Annotated in this window: 12 protein-coding genes and 2 tRNA genes; 10 read left to right on the top strand and 4 right to left on the bottom strand. The window is 60.6% G+C overall.

The window, feature by feature from the left end; translation table 11 throughout:
* The first annotated feature begins 41 nt into the window (after positions 1 to 41).
* Positions 42 to 1,331: an adenylosuccinate synthase gene (locus tag AC07XZ_RS10100; RefSeq protein ID WP_085711159.1), complete on the top strand. Its 1,290-nt coding sequence runs from the start codon at positions 42 to 44 to the stop codon at positions 1,329 to 1,331.
* A 140-nt stretch (positions 1,332 to 1,471) separates the two neighbouring features.
* Entirely contained in the window at positions 1,472 to 3,406 is a 1,935-nt protein-coding gene (locus tag AC07XZ_RS10095; protein ID WP_102686853.1) for a methyl-accepting chemotaxis protein, read from the top strand.
* Positions 3,407 to 3,447: 41 nt separating this feature from the next.
* Here the strand turns inward: AC07XZ_RS10095 and AC07XZ_RS10090 are convergent, their stop codons facing one another.
* From AC07XZ_RS10090 to AC07XZ_RS10075, 4 genes are all read right to left on the bottom strand, one after another.
* A complete protein-coding gene (locus tag AC07XZ_RS10090; protein ID WP_085746510.1) occupies positions 3,448 to 5,013 on the bottom strand; it encodes an ABC transporter permease in 1,566 nt (521 codons plus the stop codon).
* Positions 5,013 to 6,023: an extracellular solute-binding protein gene (locus AC07XZ_RS10085; protein WP_085746511.1), complete on the bottom strand. Its 1,011-nt coding sequence runs from the start codon at positions 6,021 to 6,023 to the stop codon at positions 5,013 to 5,015. The genes AC07XZ_RS10090 and AC07XZ_RS10085 overlap by 1 nt, the downstream gene beginning before the upstream one ends.
* A gap of 192 nt (positions 6,024 to 6,215) precedes the next feature.
* A tRNA-Leu gene (locus AC07XZ_RS10080) sits at positions 6,216 to 6,302 on the bottom strand.
* A gap of 182 nt (positions 6,303 to 6,484) precedes the next feature.
* Positions 6,485 to 6,571, bottom strand: a tRNA-Leu gene (locus AC07XZ_RS10075).
* Positions 6,572 to 6,796: 225 nt separating this feature from the next.
* Here AC07XZ_RS10075 and rnr point away from each other — a divergent pair.
* The 8 genes from rnr (at position 6,797) to AC07XZ_RS10035 (ending at position 16,513) form a co-directional block, all read left to right on the top strand.
* Positions 6,797 to 9,427, top strand: a complete 2,631-nt coding sequence (gene rnr / locus AC07XZ_RS10070; protein ID WP_102686780.1) for a ribonuclease R — start codon at positions 6,797 to 6,799, stop codon at positions 9,425 to 9,427.
* Positions 9,424 to 10,191, top strand: a complete 768-nt coding sequence (gene rlmB / locus AC07XZ_RS10065) for a 23S rRNA (guanosine(2251)-2'-O)-methyltransferase RlmB (RefSeq protein ID WP_007950704.1) — start codon at positions 9,424 to 9,426, stop codon at positions 10,189 to 10,191. Before rnr ends, rlmB begins: the two co-directional genes overlap by 4 nt.
* Before the next feature lie 307 nt (positions 10,192 to 10,498).
* Entirely contained in the window at positions 10,499 to 10,927 is a 429-nt protein-coding gene (gene rpsF / locus AC07XZ_RS10060) for a 30S ribosomal protein S6 (protein WP_007950702.1), read from the top strand.
* 28 nt (positions 10,928 to 10,955) lie between these two features.
* Positions 10,956 to 11,186, top strand: a complete 231-nt coding sequence (gene rpsR, locus AC07XZ_RS10055; RefSeq protein WP_002551829.1) for a 30S ribosomal protein S18 — start codon at positions 10,956 to 10,958, stop codon at positions 11,184 to 11,186.
* A gap of 36 nt (positions 11,187 to 11,222) precedes the next feature.
* Positions 11,223 to 12,113, top strand: coding sequence for a YybS family protein (locus AC07XZ_RS10050; RefSeq protein ID WP_102686779.1), 891 nt, complete (start codon positions 11,223 to 11,225; stop codon positions 12,111 to 12,113).
* A 19-nt stretch (positions 12,114 to 12,132) separates the two neighbouring features.
* Complete coding sequence (gene rplI, locus AC07XZ_RS10045) at positions 12,133 to 12,579, top strand: 50S ribosomal protein L9 (RefSeq protein WP_003186385.1); 447 nt, start codon at positions 12,133 to 12,135, stop codon at positions 12,577 to 12,579.
* A 120-nt stretch (positions 12,580 to 12,699) separates the two neighbouring features.
* Complete coding sequence (gene dnaB / locus AC07XZ_RS10040) at positions 12,700 to 14,097, top strand: replicative DNA helicase (RefSeq protein WP_011332193.1); 1,398 nt, start codon at positions 12,700 to 12,702, stop codon at positions 14,095 to 14,097.
* Positions 14,098 to 14,209: 112 nt separating this feature from the next.
* Positions 14,210 to 16,513: a YgiQ family radical SAM protein gene (locus AC07XZ_RS10035; RefSeq protein ID WP_011332195.1), complete on the top strand. Its 2,304-nt coding sequence runs from the start codon at positions 14,210 to 14,212 to the stop codon at positions 16,511 to 16,513.
* Positions 16,514 to 16,679: the final 166 nt, after the last annotated feature.

The raw sequence follows: 16,679 nt of genomic DNA, 5'->3' as shown, positions 1-16,679 counted from the left end.
CTGAAGCCGGCACCAAGTTTGCGCGAATGAGGACAAGTGTTATGGGTAAGAATGTCGTAGTCCTGGGCACCCAATGGGGTGATGAGGGCAAAGGCAAGATCGTTGATCTGCTGACCGAACATGCTGCCGCCGTAGTGCGCTACCAGGGTGGCCACAACGCCGGTCACACTCTGGTGATCGATGGTGAAAAAACCGTCTTGCACCTGATCCCGTCGGGCGTGCTGCGCGAAGGCGTGCAGTGCCTGATCGGCAACGGCGTGGTGGTTGCACCCGACGCCCTGCTGCGCGAGATCACCAAGCTGGAAGAGAAAGGCGTACCGGTGCGCGAGCGCCTGCGCATCAGCCCTTCCTGCCCGTTGATCCTGTCCTTCCACGTGGCACTGGACCAGGCCCGTGAAAAGGCCCGCGGCGAGCTGAAGATCGGTACGACCGGTCGCGGCATCGGCCCGGCATACGAAGACAAGGTTGCACGTCGCGGCCTGCGTGTTGGCGATCTGCTCAACATGCCGCGCTTTGAAGACAAGCTGCGTGAACTGGTGGACTACCACAACTTCATGCTGGTCGGTTACTACAAAGAGCCTGCCATCGAGTTCGAAAAGACTCTGGCCGAGTGCAAGGAATACGCCGAGCTGCTCAAGCCGCTGATGCTGGACGTGACTGCCGAGCTGCACGACCTGCGTCGCGCCGGCAAAGACATCATGTTCGAAGGCGCCCAAGGTTCGTTGCTCGACATCGACCACGGTACCTACCCGTACGTGACCAGCTCCAACACCACCGCCGGTGGCGTGGCGACCGGTTCGGGTGTTGGCCCGATGTTCCTGGACTACATCCTGGGCATCACCAAGGCTTACACCACTCGCGTAGGTTCGGGTCCATTCCCGACTGAGCTGTTCGACGAAGTGGGCGCGCACCTGGCCAAGCAAGGTCACGAGTTCGGTGCTACCACCGGCCGTGCCCGTCGTTGCGGCTGGTTCGACGCCGTTATCCTGCGTCGCGCTATCGATGTGAACAGCATCTCCGGCATCTGCCTGACCAAGCTGGACGTACTCGACGGCCTGGAAACCATCAACATCTGCACCGGCTACAAAGATGCACAAGGCAACGCCGTTGCTCCAACTGACGCTGACAGCTACGTAGGCCTGCAGCCTGTGTACGAAGAAGTGCCGGGCTGGACCGAATCGACCGTGGGTGCCAAAACCCTGGAAGAGCTGCCGGCCAACGCTCGTGCCTACATCAAACGCGTTGAAGAGTTGATCGGCGCGCCGATCGACATTATTTCGACGGGTCCGGATCGCAACGAAACCATCGTTCTGCGTCATCCGTTCGCTTGATAAGTCGTTGATGTAAAAACACAAAGGCCCCTTCATCGGGGCCTTTGTCGTTTATGCCTGTTGGACGGCATGACCTTTGCTGTGATTCTGTCTACAAGAGTGCCATCAAATTAATGGCGTCAGAAGTAGAGGGATTCAAAGTGTCAGCCGTTCTCTCACTGTTACAAAGCCGTCTGTTGCGGCCTGTGTTCGTTACCCTTGGTATCGCCCTTTTGGTGCAAGTGCTGGTGGCCGTCGCCCTGACGCGGAGCACCGTCACCGCGCTGGAAGCCGATCTCGGCTCTCGTCTGGGCGCCGACAGCCAGAAGTTGTCCGGTGAACTGGAGCAGGCCGGGCGCGAAGTCACGTCGAGCCTCGACAACCTCTCCTCGAGTACCCGTCAGCGTCTTACCGCCGGTCTTTCCTCGCGTCTGAAGGAAGAGCAGGCGCAACTGCGTGCGACTCTGGAAAAAGACCTGAAGGATTCGGCCAATGACATGGCCCAGTTGCTGGCCTCGGTGGCGCCTCGCGCCATGTGGGACAGCGACGTGCCGACCTTGTCCGAGTTCGCCCGCCGGGCCCAGCGCAATCCCAACGTGCTGTTCGTGGTGTATGACGACGCCACCGGCCAGCATCTGACCCGCTACCTCAACCGCGAAAACCCGATCAACAAGGCCCTTTTGGAAAAAGGCCAGGGTGAGCGGGCGCTGGATAAAGTGCTGGATGCGGCGAAGAATGATCCGTCGGTCTACTACCTCGAAGCCTCGATCAACCCCAATGGCGTGGAAATCGGCAAGGTGCTGATGGGTGTCTCGACTGCTTCGGTCGAAACCGATCTGGCGGCGCTCGATCAGCGCTTCACGGCGTTGATTGCCAGCAGCGATCAACTGGTCGGTGACAGCCTCAAAGGCGCTGCTGCCGACAGCGCCACCGCCATGCGCGCGCGCCTGCAATCGGCGCAATCCACGGCTGCCGAAATGAAGGCCAACACCACCAGTACAGTGCAGGACGCAGCAGCAACTCTGCGCTGGCGTATCGGCATGGGTCTGGCGCTGGTCGGTGCCGGGGTGCTGTTGCTGCTGGCGGTGGTGCTCGGTCATCGAGTGGTCAATCGCCTGAAGATGCTCAACGCCGCCATGGATGATCTGGCAGCAGGTGAGGGCGATCTGACCAAACGCGTGCAGATCAACAGCAAGGACGAAATCGGCGACATGGCGTCGGCGGTCAACCGCTTTGTGGACAAGTTGCAGCCGATCGTGCGCGAGGCCGGGGATGTGGCTCAGCGTACCGGTGTGGAAATCGGTGCGATGACCTTGCGCAATGCCGGTGCCGATGCGGCGGCCGGAATGCAGCGTGATGAAGTGGCCGAAAGTTTGCGGGCTCTGTCGCAAATGGCCGATGAAGCGCAATCGGAAAGCCATGCGATGCAGGCTGCGTTGAAGCAGGTGGTGGATATTCGCCAGGCCACCGACGAGAACACTCGCACTTCGGCCAAGGTCGGCAGCCTGATCGAGGCGCTGGCGGGGCAGGTCGATACCGGGGCGAAAGTCATCGAGCGGCTGGCGCAGCAGAGCGAGCAGATCGAAGTGGTGCTGACCGTGATTCACGGCATCGCCGAGCAGACCAACCTGCTGGCGCTCAACGCGGCCATCGAAGCCGCCCGGGCCGGCGAGACCGGACGCGGGTTTGCAGTGGTGGCGGATGAAGTCCGCGCGTTGGCGAGCAAGACCCAAAGCTCCACGGGCGACATTCAGGCGCATATCGTGGCGCTGCAGCAGGGTGCCCGTGAGGCAGTCGAGGCGATCGGTCAGGCCGGGCGTCAGGCCAGCGAAGGTTTGCTGGTGCTGCGTGACAGCGCACGGTTGCAGCAATCGGTGCAGGCGTCGGTCGAGCAGGTGCATGCGGCGATTGGCCTGGCGACTCAGGCCGCGGCGCATCAGGCGCAGGGCGCGCAGGCCGTGCGTGGGCGGGTCGAGACGATCCATGCCCAGGCCGAGAAAGCCGCCCAGGCGGTGGTCGAGACCACGGCCAGCGGCAAGGTGCTGGATGGTTTGGCGGCGCAGCTCAAGGCCAGTCTGGGGCAGTTCCGGGCCTGATAGTCCGGGCAAAAAAAATCGCAGCCTCGGCTGCGATTTTTTTATCGGCTCAAATACATCCGGGTCGTCAGCAGGTACACCGGCAATCCCGACACCACAATCAACAACGCCGCATAAGGCGCCGCTGCTGCGAACTCGACATTCGCGGTGTGCGCCCAGACTTCGGTCGCTAATGTGTTGAGCCCCGTCGGACTCAACAGCAGTGTCGCCGTCAGTTCTTTCATGGCATCCAGAAACACCAGAGCGAACGCCGCACCCAGTGCCGGGAAGATGATCGGCAGGGTCACTCGACAGAACGCCGTGAATGAAGAAGCGCCCAGCGTGCGGGCGGCTTCTTCGAGCTGCGGAGCCGCCTTGTTCAACGCCGTGCGGATCGGCGCCTGAGCGAGCGGCAGAAACAGCAGCGCATAAGCGATCAGCAACAGCGCGGAGGTCTGGTACAGCGCCGGCACGTAATGCAGGGCGAAATACACCAGCGTCAGGGCGATCACCAATCCCGGCAGGGCGTGCAGCAGATAGGGCAGGCGCTCGGCCCAGATCGCCAGCTGACCTTTATAGCGCACCACCAGCAGTCCGACCGGTACCGCCAGCACCAGACACAATCCCGCGCCACCCAGCGATAGTGCCAGTGACGACAGCAATGCTTCGGTGATTGCTGCCACCGGGAAGGCTGCTGACGACCCCACGGCGAGCCAGTAGGCCAGCATGCCCAGCGGAATCCCGCTGCCGACAATCGCCAGCATCAGGCAATACAGCTGACCGGCAATCGCCCAAGGCCCGAGTCGCACTTGTTCAGCCCGACGCGCCGCGCCCTGGCCAGTGCGCACATGACGGCCCTTGCCGCGCACGCGCAACTCCAGCCACAACAGCATCAGGCACAGCGCCAGCAACACTGCCGACAGCATTGCCGCGTTGGCATTGCTGAATTCCAGTTCGAATTGCTGATAGATCGCGGTGGTGAAGGTTTGCAGGCCGATGATCGACAGTGCGCCGAATTCCACCAGCATGTGCAATGCGATCAGCAATGAGCCGGCCAGCAGCGAAGGCCAGAGCAGGGGCAGGGTGACGCGGAAAAACACGCCCCAGCGATTCTGTCCCAGTGTGCGAGCCGACTCTTCAAGGGAGGGATCAAGATTGCGCAGTGTGGCGGCCACTGGCAGAAAGATCAGCGGGTACTTCGACAGGCTCATCACAAGAATCGCCCCGCCGAGTCCTTCGAACTGCGCGCTGAGCGAAACCCAGGTGAAGCTGCTGACAAATGCCGGCACCGCGAACGGCAGGCAAAGAATCACGCCCCACAGCCGTCGGCCTGGCAGATTGCTGCGCTCCAGCAACCACGCCAGCGACAGGCCGATCACGCCACAGGTCACGGTTACGCCAACCATCAGCGCCAGCGTGTTGCGCAGCAGGCTGAACACATACGGGCGCCACAGCAAGTGCAGCGCCTCGGACCAGCCTGCTTGCCAGGCTTTGAGCCCGACGTAGGCCAGCGGCAACAGGCTCATGACCACCAGCAACAACACCGGCAGCACCAGCCAGATCGACGGCCGCTTGCGCCGTGGCACGTAACCCCCGCGTGTAGCGGGGGCGGATAACGATGCGGTCATCAGTTCAGGCCAACTTCGCGTTCCAGCTCCAAAGCTTCTTCGGCATTACCGAGATCGGCCGGCGTGACGTCCGGCGCTTCCAGTTCACTGAAAGGTTTGAGGCCGCGATCCGATTCCATGCCTTTATGCAGCGGGTATTCGGCGGTGGTCTGGGTGATCACGCGCTGGCCTTCTTCGCTGGCCATGTAGGCGAGGAATTGCTGGGCTTCTTTTGGATGTTTGCTGGATTTCAGCACGGCTGCGCTGGACACGGTGATCAGGCCGCCAACGTCACCGCCGGTGAAGTAATGCAGTTTCGAATCAAGCTGGCCTTTTTCCCGTTGCAGGGCGAACCAGTAATAGTTGTTCACCAGCACGGTGGCGACTTCGCCGTTTTCCACAGCCTTGAGGGCGACCATGTTGTTGCTGTAGGTCTTGCCGAAGGCGCGCAGACCGGTCAGCCATTCTTCGGCGGCTTCGCGGCCGTGTTTCTTGATGATGGCGACAGCCTGTTCCTGGAACGCGCCGCTGGTCGGTACGAAACCGACCTTGCCTTGCCACTGCGGGTCGGCGAAATCCAGTACCGATTTCGGCAGGTCCTTTTCATCGACCAGTTTCGGGTTGAAGGCCACTACACGAACCCTGGCGGTGACGCCGATCCAGGTGCCGTTACCGGCGACGTATTCTTTCGGCAGAACGGCGAGGGTCGCGTCGTCGGCCTTGGCCAGCAGGCCTTGCTCGCCGAGGTTGTTCAGCGGCGGGGATTCTTCGGTGTAGATGACGTCGGCGGGGGAGCGGTCGCCTTCTTCGATGATCTGGCTGGCCAGCTGATTGCTGCTGCCCTTGCGGACATTGACGTGAATGCCGGTCTTGGCTTCGAAGGCTTTGGCGATCGCGTCGCCGACTTCCTTGTGTTGACCGTTGTAGAGAGTCAGGGAAACCGCGTCGGCAGCCTGGGTGAGGGGAGTGGCGAGTGCCAGGCCGAGCAGGGTGAAGGTCAAGCCGCGGCGCAGGGTATTTCGAAACATCATTCGCAGGGTTCCTCACTGTCGCATTGCAAAAACTTGCAACAATGATAAACGATATTGTTTCTCAAGTGCGCCTTGCGGGGAGGGAGTTGGTCTGGTAGGTGTTGGGGCTCAGACTTTTCCAGCCCCCGAAAACGCAAAAACCCGCTTTCGCGGGTTTTTGTGAGATTCAAGATCGTGACCTTGAATTTGAATTGGTGCCCAGAAGAAGACTCGAACTTCCACGACCGTAAGGTCACCAGCACCTGAAGCTGGCGTGTCTACCAATTTCACCATCTGGGCTTCATCTTCAGCGTTGCCGCTGTTGATGTGGCGCACTATACGGAGCGCCTTTTGATCTGTAAACCCCTGATTTGATTTTAATAAATCATTTTCAGAAAAAAGGCGGGGCGCAGAATGCAAAAAACCCGCTTTCGCGGGTTTTTGTGTGAGTCTTGAAACTGATCTAGTCTCAAACTCGAAATTGGTGCCCAGGAGAAGACTCGAACTTCCACGACCGTAAGGTCACCAGCACCTGAAGCTGGCGTGTCTACCAATTTCACCACCTGGGCATCTCGTCAACGTGTGTACGTCGTCGATGGCGCGCACTATACGGAGCGCCTTTTTAACTGTAAACCCCTGCCAGCAAAAAAAATGATTTTTTTTACCAGCGGTGTTCAAAACGCCCTCCAAGCGTCGATACAAGGCTCCAGACGCGTCTTATATAGTCGGAAATTTCCCGTTTGATGGCGCCTATGCCAAACTAACCCGCATATAGACAAGGTGAAAACTCTCTAATGGCCGATTGGCAGTCCCTCGATCCCGAGGCCGCTCGTGAAGCGGAAAAATATGAAAACCCTATTCCCAGCCGCGAACTGATCCTTCAGCACCTTGCTGATCGGGGTTCGCCTGCTGCCCGCGAGCAACTGGTCGAAGAGTTTGGTCTGACCACAGAAGACCAGATCGAAGCCCTGCGCCGCCGCCTGCGCGCCATGGAGCGCGACGCTCAACTGATCTACACCCGCCGTGGCACGTATGCGCCGGTGGACAAGCTCGACCTGATCCTCGGCCGCATCAGCGGTCACCGCGACGGTTTCGGCTTCCTGGTGCCGGATGACGGCTCCGACGACCTGTTCATGAGTCCGGCGCAAATGCGTCTGGTGTTCGATGGCGACCGTGCCCTGGCCCGTGTGTCCGGCCTGGACCGTCGCGGTCGTCGCGAAGGCGTGATCGTCGAAGTGGTGTCCCGTGCCCACGAGAGCATCGTCGGCCGTTACTTCGAAGAAGGCGGTATCGGCTTCGTCGTCGCGGACAACCCGAAGATCCAGCAGGAAGTGCTGGTGACGCCGGGCCGTAACGCCAACGCCCAGATCGGTCAGTTCGTCGAGGTGAAAATCACCCACTGGCCGACCCCGCGCTTCCAGCCGCAAGGTGACGTGATCGAAGTCGTCGGCAACTACATGGCGCCGGGCATGGAAATCGATGTCGCCCTGCGCACCTACGACATTCCGCACGTCTGGCCTGAAGCCGTGCTGAAGGAAGCCGGCAAGCTCAAGCCGGAAGTCGAAGAGAAAGACAAAGAGAAGCGCGTCGACCTGCGCCATCTGCCGTTCGTCACCATCGACGGCGAAGATGCCCGCGACTTCGACGACGCGGTTTACTGCGAAGCCAAGCCCGGCAAGCTGCGCCTGTTCTCCGGCGGCTGGAAGTTGTACGTGGCGATTGCCGACGTTTCCAGCTACGTGAAGATCGGTTCGGCTCTGGACAATGAAGCCCAGGTGCGCGGCAACTCGGTGTACTTCCCCGAGCGCGTGGTGCCGATGCTGCCGGAGCAGCTCTCCAACGGCCTGTGCTCGCTGAATCCACATGTCGATCGTCTGGCCATGGTTTGCGAGATGACCATCTCCAAGTCCGGCGAAATGACCGACTACTGCTTCTATGAAGCGGTGATCCATTCCCACGCTCGTCTGACCTACAACAAGGTCAGCGCGATGCTGGAAACGCCGAAAGCCACCGAAGGTCGCAAGTTGCGCGGTGAATACACCGACGTCTTGCCGCACCTCAAACAGCTCTACGCGCTGTACAAGGTATTGCTGGCTGCCCGTCACGTGCGTGGCGCGATCGATTTCGAAACGCAGGAAACCCGGATCATCTTCGGTTCCGAGCGCAAGATTGCCGAAATCCGTCCGACCACCCGTAACGATGCACACAAGCTGATCGAGGAATGCATGCTGGCGGCCAACGTGGCCACTGCCGAGTTCCTGAAAAAGCACGAAATCCCTGCGTTGTACCGCGTCCACGACGGCCCGCCACCGGAGCGTCTGGAAAAACTGCGCGCGTTCCTCGGTGAGCTCGGTCTGTCCCTGCACAAAGGCAAGGATGGTCCATCGCCGAAGGATTATCAGGCCCTGTTGGCCAGCATCAAGGACCGTCCGGATTTCCACCTGATCCAGACCGTGATGCTGCGTTCCCTGAGCCAGGCGGTGTACAGCGCCCAGAACGAAGGCCACTTCGGCCTGAATTACGAAGCCTATACCCACTTCACCTCGCCGATCCGTCGTTACCCGGACCTGCTCACGCACCGGGCGATCCGCAGCGTGATCCATTCGAAACAGGATACTCCGCACGTTCGTCGTGCCGGGGCGATGACCATTCCGAAGGCGCGCATCTATCCGTACGACGAAGCAGCGCTGGAGCAACTCGGCGAGCAGTGCTCGATGAGCGAGCGCCGTGCCGATGAAGCGACCCGCGACGTAGTGAACTGGCTCAAGTGCGAGTTCATGAAAGACCGCGTGGGCGAATCGTTCCCGGGCGTGATCACAGCCGTGACCGGTTTCGGCCTGTTCGTCGAGCTGACCGATATCTACGTCGAAGGTCTGGTGCACGTTACGGCGCTGCCGGGCGACTACTACCACTTCGACCCTGTGCATCACCGCCTGGCGGGCGAGCGCACCGGTCGCAGCTTCCGTCTTGGCGATACCGTTGAAGTGCGCGTGATGCGCGTCGATCTCGACGAGCGCAAGATCGACTTCGAGATGGCTGAAAAAACCATCAGCGCGCCGATCGGCCGCAAGAAGCGTGGCGCCGAAACGGCTGCTCCTGCAGCCAAGGTTGTGGAAGAAAAAGCTCCGGCAAAATCCACCAGCCGTCGTCCGGCCAAGGAAAAGGTTGCCGAGGCTTATCGCCCGAGCGACGCCGTGGCGAAAAACGCCGAGCTGCGCAAAAGCCGTGAAATGAAGAAGGCTTTGCTGGCCGACGCCAAAAACGGTGGTAAAGCGGCGTCCGGGGGAAAGACCGGACGGTCGGCGCCTGAAAAGGCCTCCGGCGGCAAGCCAGCCAAACCGAGCAAACACCGTAAAGGCCCGCCGAAAGCGGGTTCCGCTCCAGCCAAAAGTGGCGGGGCGCGTAAACCGAAGGCGAAGTCATGAGTCAGTTGGAAAAAATCTACGGCGTTCACGCGGTAGAAGCGTTGCTGCGTCACCACCCTAAACGCGTCAAGCAGATCTGGCTGGCTGAAAGCCGCAACGATCCGCGCGTGCAGACGCTGATCGAGCTGGCCAACGAAAACCGGGTTCAGATCGGTCAGGCCGAGCGCCGTGAAATGGATGCCTGGGTCGAAGGCGTGCACCAGGGCGTGGTGGCGGACGTCAGTCCGAGCCAGGTCTGGGGCGAAGCGATGCTCGACGAGCTGCTCGATCGCACCGAAGGCGCACCGCTGTTGCTGGTGCTCGACGGCGTGACCGACCCGCACAACCTTGGCGCCTGCCTGCGTTCGGCGGATGCTGCCGGTGCGCTGGCGGTCATCGTGCCAAAAGACAAGTCGGCCACCCTGACCCCTGTGGTGCGTAAAGTGGCTTGCGGCGCGGCGGAAGTGATTCCGCTGGTGGCCGTCACCAACCTTGCGCGCACCCTGGAAAAGCTTCAGCAGCGTGGGTTGTGGATTGTCGGCACGGCGGGTGAGGCCGAGGTCAGCATCTATGACCAGGACCTGACCGGCCCGACCATCCTGATCATGGGCGCAGAAGGCAAAGGCATGCGTCGCCTGACCCGCGAGCATTGCGATTACCTGGTACACCTGCCGATGGCTGGTAGCGTCAGCAGTCTCAACGTCTCGGTTGCGACCGGCGTGTGCCTGTTCGAAGCCCAGCGCCAACGCGGTGCGAAGGCCAAGGCAGCTGCCAAAAAAGCTTAAGCATCACGCCTTTCAAAATGTGGGAGCGAGCCTGCTCGCGAAGCGGAGTTACATTCAGCATCATTGTTGGATGTTAAGCCGCCATCGCGAGCTGGCTCGCTCCCACAGTGCTTTGTGGGGTGACCCGGATTGGTGACTGTTCAAATAATCACCAATTGCCTTGCACCTCTTCAGTCCCTTCTCTACAATTGCGCCCCTTGCTGTGGCGGCAGGCATGCATGTGCCCCGCGCCAGCAAGTCCATAAGTGTCATTCACTCCTTGTCTGACCGTTTTTGAGCGGCAGGCTACAACCCGTAAGGAGCATTCATGCGTCATTACGAAATCATCTTTCTGGTCCACCCTGACCAGAGCGAGCAAGTCGGCGGCATGGTTGAGCGTTACACCAAGCTGATCGAAGAAGACGGCGGCAAAATCCACCGTCTGGAAGACTGGGGCCGTCGTCAACTGGCCTACGCAATCAACAATGTTCACAAGGCTCACTACGTGATGCTGAACGTTGAGTGCACCGGCAAGGCCCTGGCCGAGCTGGAAGACAACTTCCGCTACAACGATGCTGTGATCCGTAACCTGGTCATCCGTCGCGACGAAGCCGTTACCGGCCAGTCCGAGATGCTCAAGGCTGAAGAAAACCGCAGTGAGCGCCGTGAGCGTCGCGAACGTCCTGAGCACGATGGCAGCGCCGATGGCGATGACAGCGATAGCGACAGCGACAACAGCGATAACGCTGACGAGTAATCCACGGACCTTTTAAGGAGCCTATCAAATGGCACGTTTCTTCCGTCGTCGTAAATTCTGCCGCTTCACCGCTGAAGACGTGAAGGAGATCGATTACAAAGATCTCAACACTCTGAAAGCCTACGTATCCGAGACCGGCAAAATCGTTCCAAGCCGCATCACCGGTACCAAAGCTCGTTATCAGCGTCAGCTGGCCACCGCTATCAAGCGCGCCCGCTTCCTGGCCCTGCTGGCCTACACCGACAGCCACGGCCGCTGAGACCGGGCAGTCGACAAGTAGCAAAGGATTGAATGCATGCGTGCCTTAGCTGAGTTCATCATGCGCGGCCGCATGCAGGCCACTCTCGTAGTGGCTGGATGTGCAGCATTGCCGTTGTTGTATTGGTTGGGTGCTGCCGCGGGAAGCCTGGTGCTTCTGCGGCGCGGATTGTCGGACGCCCTTGGCGTTCTGGTTCTGGGACTGCTGCCAGCGTTGATCTGGTGGCTCAAGTTCGATGACCCACGGGCACTTCTGGTGCTGCTGGGGTCTTCGGGGCTTGCGCTGGTGTTGCGCGCAAGCGAGTCCTGGGTCCGCACGCTGCTGGTCAGCGTAGCCATGGGGCTGGTGTTTTCAGTGGTGCTCGGGGCGGCGTTTGCGCCCCAGATCGAGATGCTGGCGCAGGCCTTGGTAAAGGTCATGCCCGCGCTTCTCGGTGATGCCTACCAACAATTGTCGGTAGACGAGCAGGCGCGTTTCGCGTCGCTGATCGCACCGGTCCTGACCGGCCTGATTGCGGCCTTGTTGCAGATCGTCAGCGTGCTGAGCCTGATTGTCGGGCGTTACTGGCAGGCGTTGTTGTACAACCCGGGTGGTTTTGGTCGCGAGTTTCGCGCCATCCGGATCCCGCTGGGACCGGCGATGTTACTGCTGGCGTTGATGCTTCTGGGCCCGAATCTCGGTGCACAGATGGCCATGTTGACGCCGTTGTGCAGTGTACCGCTGGTGTTCGCCGGGCTGGCCCTGATTCACGGGCTGGTGGCGCAAAGGCGACTGGCCGGTTTCTGGCTGGTGGGGTTGTACGTGACGCTGTTGCTGTTCATGCAGCTGATCTATCCGTTGCTCGTGGTTCTGGCCATTGTCGACAGCCTGATTGATTTTCGCGGTCGGGTGTCGAAAGACACCGATAACGCGAACGGTGAAGGTTAAAAGTTAAGAGGATTTCCACATGCAACTGATCCTTCTGGAAAAAATCGCCAACCTGGGCAACCTGGGCGACAAAGTAAACGTTAAGGCCGGTTACGGCCGTAACTACCTGCTGCCTTTCGGCAAAGCCACCGCTGCGACCGCTGCCAACCTGGCTGCGTTCGAAGAGCGTCGCGCTGAGCTGGAAAAAGCCGCCGCAGACCGTAAAGCATCGGCTGAAAGCCGTGCTGCCCAACTGGCCGAGCTGGAAGTGACCATCACTGCCACCGCTGGCGACGAAGGCAAGCTGTTCGGTTCGATCGGTACTCACGACATCGCTGACGCACTGACCGCCTCCGGCGTTGAAGTTGCGAAAAGCGAAGTTCGTCTGCCGAACGGCACCATCCGCAACGTGGGTGAATTCGACGTGGCTGTGCACCTGCACGCCGAAGTTGAAGCCACCGTACGCGTTGTCGTGGTAGCAGCTTAAGCAACACCCTGATCGACTGGCGGCTTGTCCGTCAGACGGTTAACATCGGGCACGATCCTGTTTACAGGTCGTGCCCTTTGTCTTTCTGCACTCCCTGCTTTTCCTGATTAAAAAGTGGCCATGAACGAAATCTCCGCTCCCGAGCAATACGATCTGCAAACCGCCGCGCTGAAGGTGCCGCCGCATTCCATCGAGGCCGAACAGGCCGTGCTCGGTGGTCTGATGCTGGACAACAACGCATGGGAACGTGTGCTCGATCAAGTCTCCGACGGCGATTTCTACCGACATGACCACCGTCTGATTTTCCGTGCGATCGCCAAACTGGCCGATCAGAACCTGCCGATCGACGTCGTGACCCTTGCCGAGCAACTGGACAAGGAAGGTCAGACCTCGCAGGTCGGCGGCCTCGGTTACCTTGGCGAGCTGGCGAAAAACACGCCGTCCGTCGCCAACATCAAGGCCTATGCGCAGATCGTCCGCCAGCGTGCGACGTTGCGTCAGCTGATCGGTATCAGCACCGAAATTGCCGACAGCGCCTTCAACCCCGAAGGCCGCACCGCCGAGGAAATCCTCGACGAAGCCGAGCGGCAGATTTTCGCGATTGCCGAGGCCCGGCCAAAAACCGGCGGTCCGGTGGGCGTGAATGACCTGTTGACCAAGGCCATCGACCGCATCGACACCCTGTTCAACACCGCCGACTCGATCACCGGCCTGTCCACCGGCTACACCGACCTCGACGAGAAGACCAGCGGCCTGCAACCGGCCGACTTGATCATCGTCGCCGGCCGTCCGTCGATGGGTAAGACCACCTTCGCGATGAACCTGGTGGAAAACGCCGTACTGCGCAGCGACAAGGTGGTGCTGGTGTACTCCCTCGAGATGCCAGGTGAATCGCTGATCATGCGTATGCTGTCGTCCCTCGGTCGTATCGACCAGACCAAGGTGCGTTCCGGCCAGCTGGAAGACGACGACTGGCCGCGCCTGACCTCGGCGGTCAACCTGCTCAACGACCGCAAGCTGTTCATTGATGACACCGCCGGCATCAGCCCGTCGGAGATGCGTGCCCGGACCCGGCGTCTGGTGCGCGAGCACGGCGACATCGGCCTGATCATGATCGACTACCTGCAGCTGATGCAGATCCCCGGCTCCAGCGGTGACAACCGGACCAACGAGATTTCCGAGATCTCCCGATCCCTGAAAGCCCTGGCCAAGGAATTCAACTGCCCGGTAGTCGCCCTGTCGCAGCTCAACCGTTCCCTGGAACAACGTCCCAACAAGCGTCCGGTGAACTCCGACTTGCGGGAATCCGGAGCGATCGAGCAGGACGCCGACGTCATCATGTTCGTGTACCGGGACGAGGTGTATCACCCGGAAACCGAACACAAGGGCATCGCCGAAATCATCATCGGCAAGCAGCGGAACGGCCCGATCGGCTTCATCCGCCTGGCCTTCATTGGCAAGTACACCCGCTTCGAAAACCTCGCGCCGGGCAGCTATAACTTCGACGACGACGAGTAAATCTGTCGTCGTCTGAAAGCCCCTGATATTTCCGACCACAGCCGTCGGAATTGGTCATTTTTTGTGCTATATTCCGCGCCCGCGATTTTGCACCTCAACACCGGTCATCGACATGCAAGCAGCCAAGCCGTTATTTGACTATCCAAAATACTGGGCCGAATGTTTCGGGCCGGCGCCATTCCTGCCGATGAGCAGGGAGGAGATGGATCAGCTTGGCTGGGATTCCTGCGACATCATCATTGTTACGGGAGATGCCTACGTCGATCACCCGTCGTTCGGCATGGCGATCATCGGCCGGCTGCTGGAGTCGCAAGGCTTCCGCGTCGGGATCATCGCGCAGCCTAACTGGCAGTCCAAAGACGACTTCATGAAGCTCGGCGAGCCGAACCTGTTCTTCGGCGTCGCGGCCGGCAACATGGACTCGATGATCAACCGCTACACCGCGGACAAGAAAATCCGTTCCGACGACGCCTACACCCCGGGTGGCATGGCGGGCAAACGTCCGGATCGCGCGAGCCTGGTTTACAGCCAGCGCTGCAAGGAAGCCTACAAGCACGTGCCGATCGTGCTCGGCGGCATCGAAGCCTCCCTGCGCCGCATCGCCCACTACGACTACTGGCAGGATCGCGTGCGCAACTCGATCCTGATCGACGCCAGCGCCGACATCCTGCTGTACGGCAACGCCGAGCGCGCGATTGTCGAAGTTGCCCAGCGTCTGTCCTACGGTCACAAGATCGAAGACATCACCGATGTGCGCGGCACCGCGTTCATCCGCCGCGACACGCCGGCGGGCTGGTACGAAGTCGACTCCACGCGCATCGACCGTCCGGGCAAGATCGACAAGATCATCAACCCGTACGTCAACACCCAGGACACTCAGGCCTGCGCGATCGAGCAGGAGAAGGGTCCGGTTGAAGATCCGGAAGAAGCCAAGGTCGTGCAGATCCTGGCCAGCCCGAAAATGACCCGCGACAAGACCGTGATCCGCCTGCCGTCGATGGAAAAGGTGCGTAACGATCCGGTCCTGTACGCCCACGCCAACCGCGTGCTGCACCTGGAAACCAACCCGGGCAACGCCCGTGCGCTGGTGCAGAAGCATGGCGAGATCGACGTCTGGTTCAACCCGCCTCCGATTCCGATGACCACTGAAGAAATGGACTACGTGTTCGGCATGCCTTACGCACGTGTTCCGCACCCTGCGTACGGCAAGGAAAAGATCCCGGCCTACGACATGATCCGTTTCTCGGTGAACATCATGCGTGGCTGCTTCGGTGGCTGCACTTTCTGCTCGATCACCGAGCACGAAGGCCGGATCATCCAGAACCGCTCCGAAGAGTCGATCATTCGCGAAATCGAAGAGATCCGCGACAAGGTGCCGGGTTTCACCGGCGTCATTTCCGACCTCGGCGGCCCGACCGCGAACATGTACCGCATCGCCTGCAAGAGCCCGGAAATCGAATCCGCGTGCCGCAAGCCGTCCTGCGTGTTCCCGGGCATCTGCCCGAACCTGAACACCGACCACTCGTCGCTGATTCAGCTGTACCGCAGCGCCCGTGCCTTGCCGGGTGTGAAGAAGATTTTGATCGCCTCCGGCCTGCGTTACGACCTCGCGGTCGAGTCGCCGGAGTACGTCAAGGAGTTGGTGACCCACCACGTCGGCGGTTACCTGAAGATCGCCCCGGAACACACCGAGGAAGGTCCGCTCAACCAGATGATGAAACCGGGGATCGGCACCTACGATCGCTTCAAGCGCATGTTCGAGAAGTACACCAAGGAAGCCGGGAAAGAGCAGTACCTGATTCCGTACTTCATCGCCGCGCACCCGGGCACCACCGACGAAGACATGATGAACCTGGCCCTGTGGCTCAAGGGCAACGGTTTCCGTGCCGACCAGGTGCAGGCGTTCTACCCGTCGCCGATGGCCACCGCCACCGCGATGTACCACTCGGGCAAGAACCCGCTGCGCAAGGTCACCTACAAGAGCGACGGCGTGACCATCGTCAAGAGCGAGGAGCAGCGTCGTCTGCACAAGGCGTTCCTGCGTTATCACGACCCGAAAGGCTGGCCGATGCTGCGTGAAGCGCTGACCCGCATGGGCCGCGCCGACCTGATCGGGCCGGGCAAGCACCAGTTGATCCCGCTGCATCAGCCGGCCACCGACAGCTACCAGAGTGCCCGTCGCAAGAACTCGACGCCGGCCGGCAGCCACAAGGTCGCGAAAGAGAAGACCACCAAGATCCTCACCCAGCACACCGGTCTGCCTCCACGCGCCAGCGACGGCGGCAATCCTTGGGACAAGCGTGAACAGGCCAAGGCCGCGGCATTCGCCCGCAACCAGCAGGCCGCCAAGGAGCGCAAGGAAGCCGCGAAAGGCAAAGGGCCGAAACCGGCACGCAAGCCGGTCGTACCGCGCTAACGAGAACGCCAACCTTCGGGTTGGCGTTTTGCATTTAGGAGCTCAATGATCGTTCCCACGTCGAACCGTCTGCGTGGGAATGCCTCCAGGGACTCTCCGCGTCCAGTGACGCAGAGCGTCACGGGCTGCATTCCTACGCGGGAGCGTGGGAACGATCAAGTATCCG

The organism is Pseudomonas sp. GW458-11-26-14-LB4 (genome assembly GCF_059423925.1).
The sequence above is the reverse complement of the archived record's forward strand: the minus strand, read 5'-3'. Positions and strand labels throughout refer to the sequence as shown.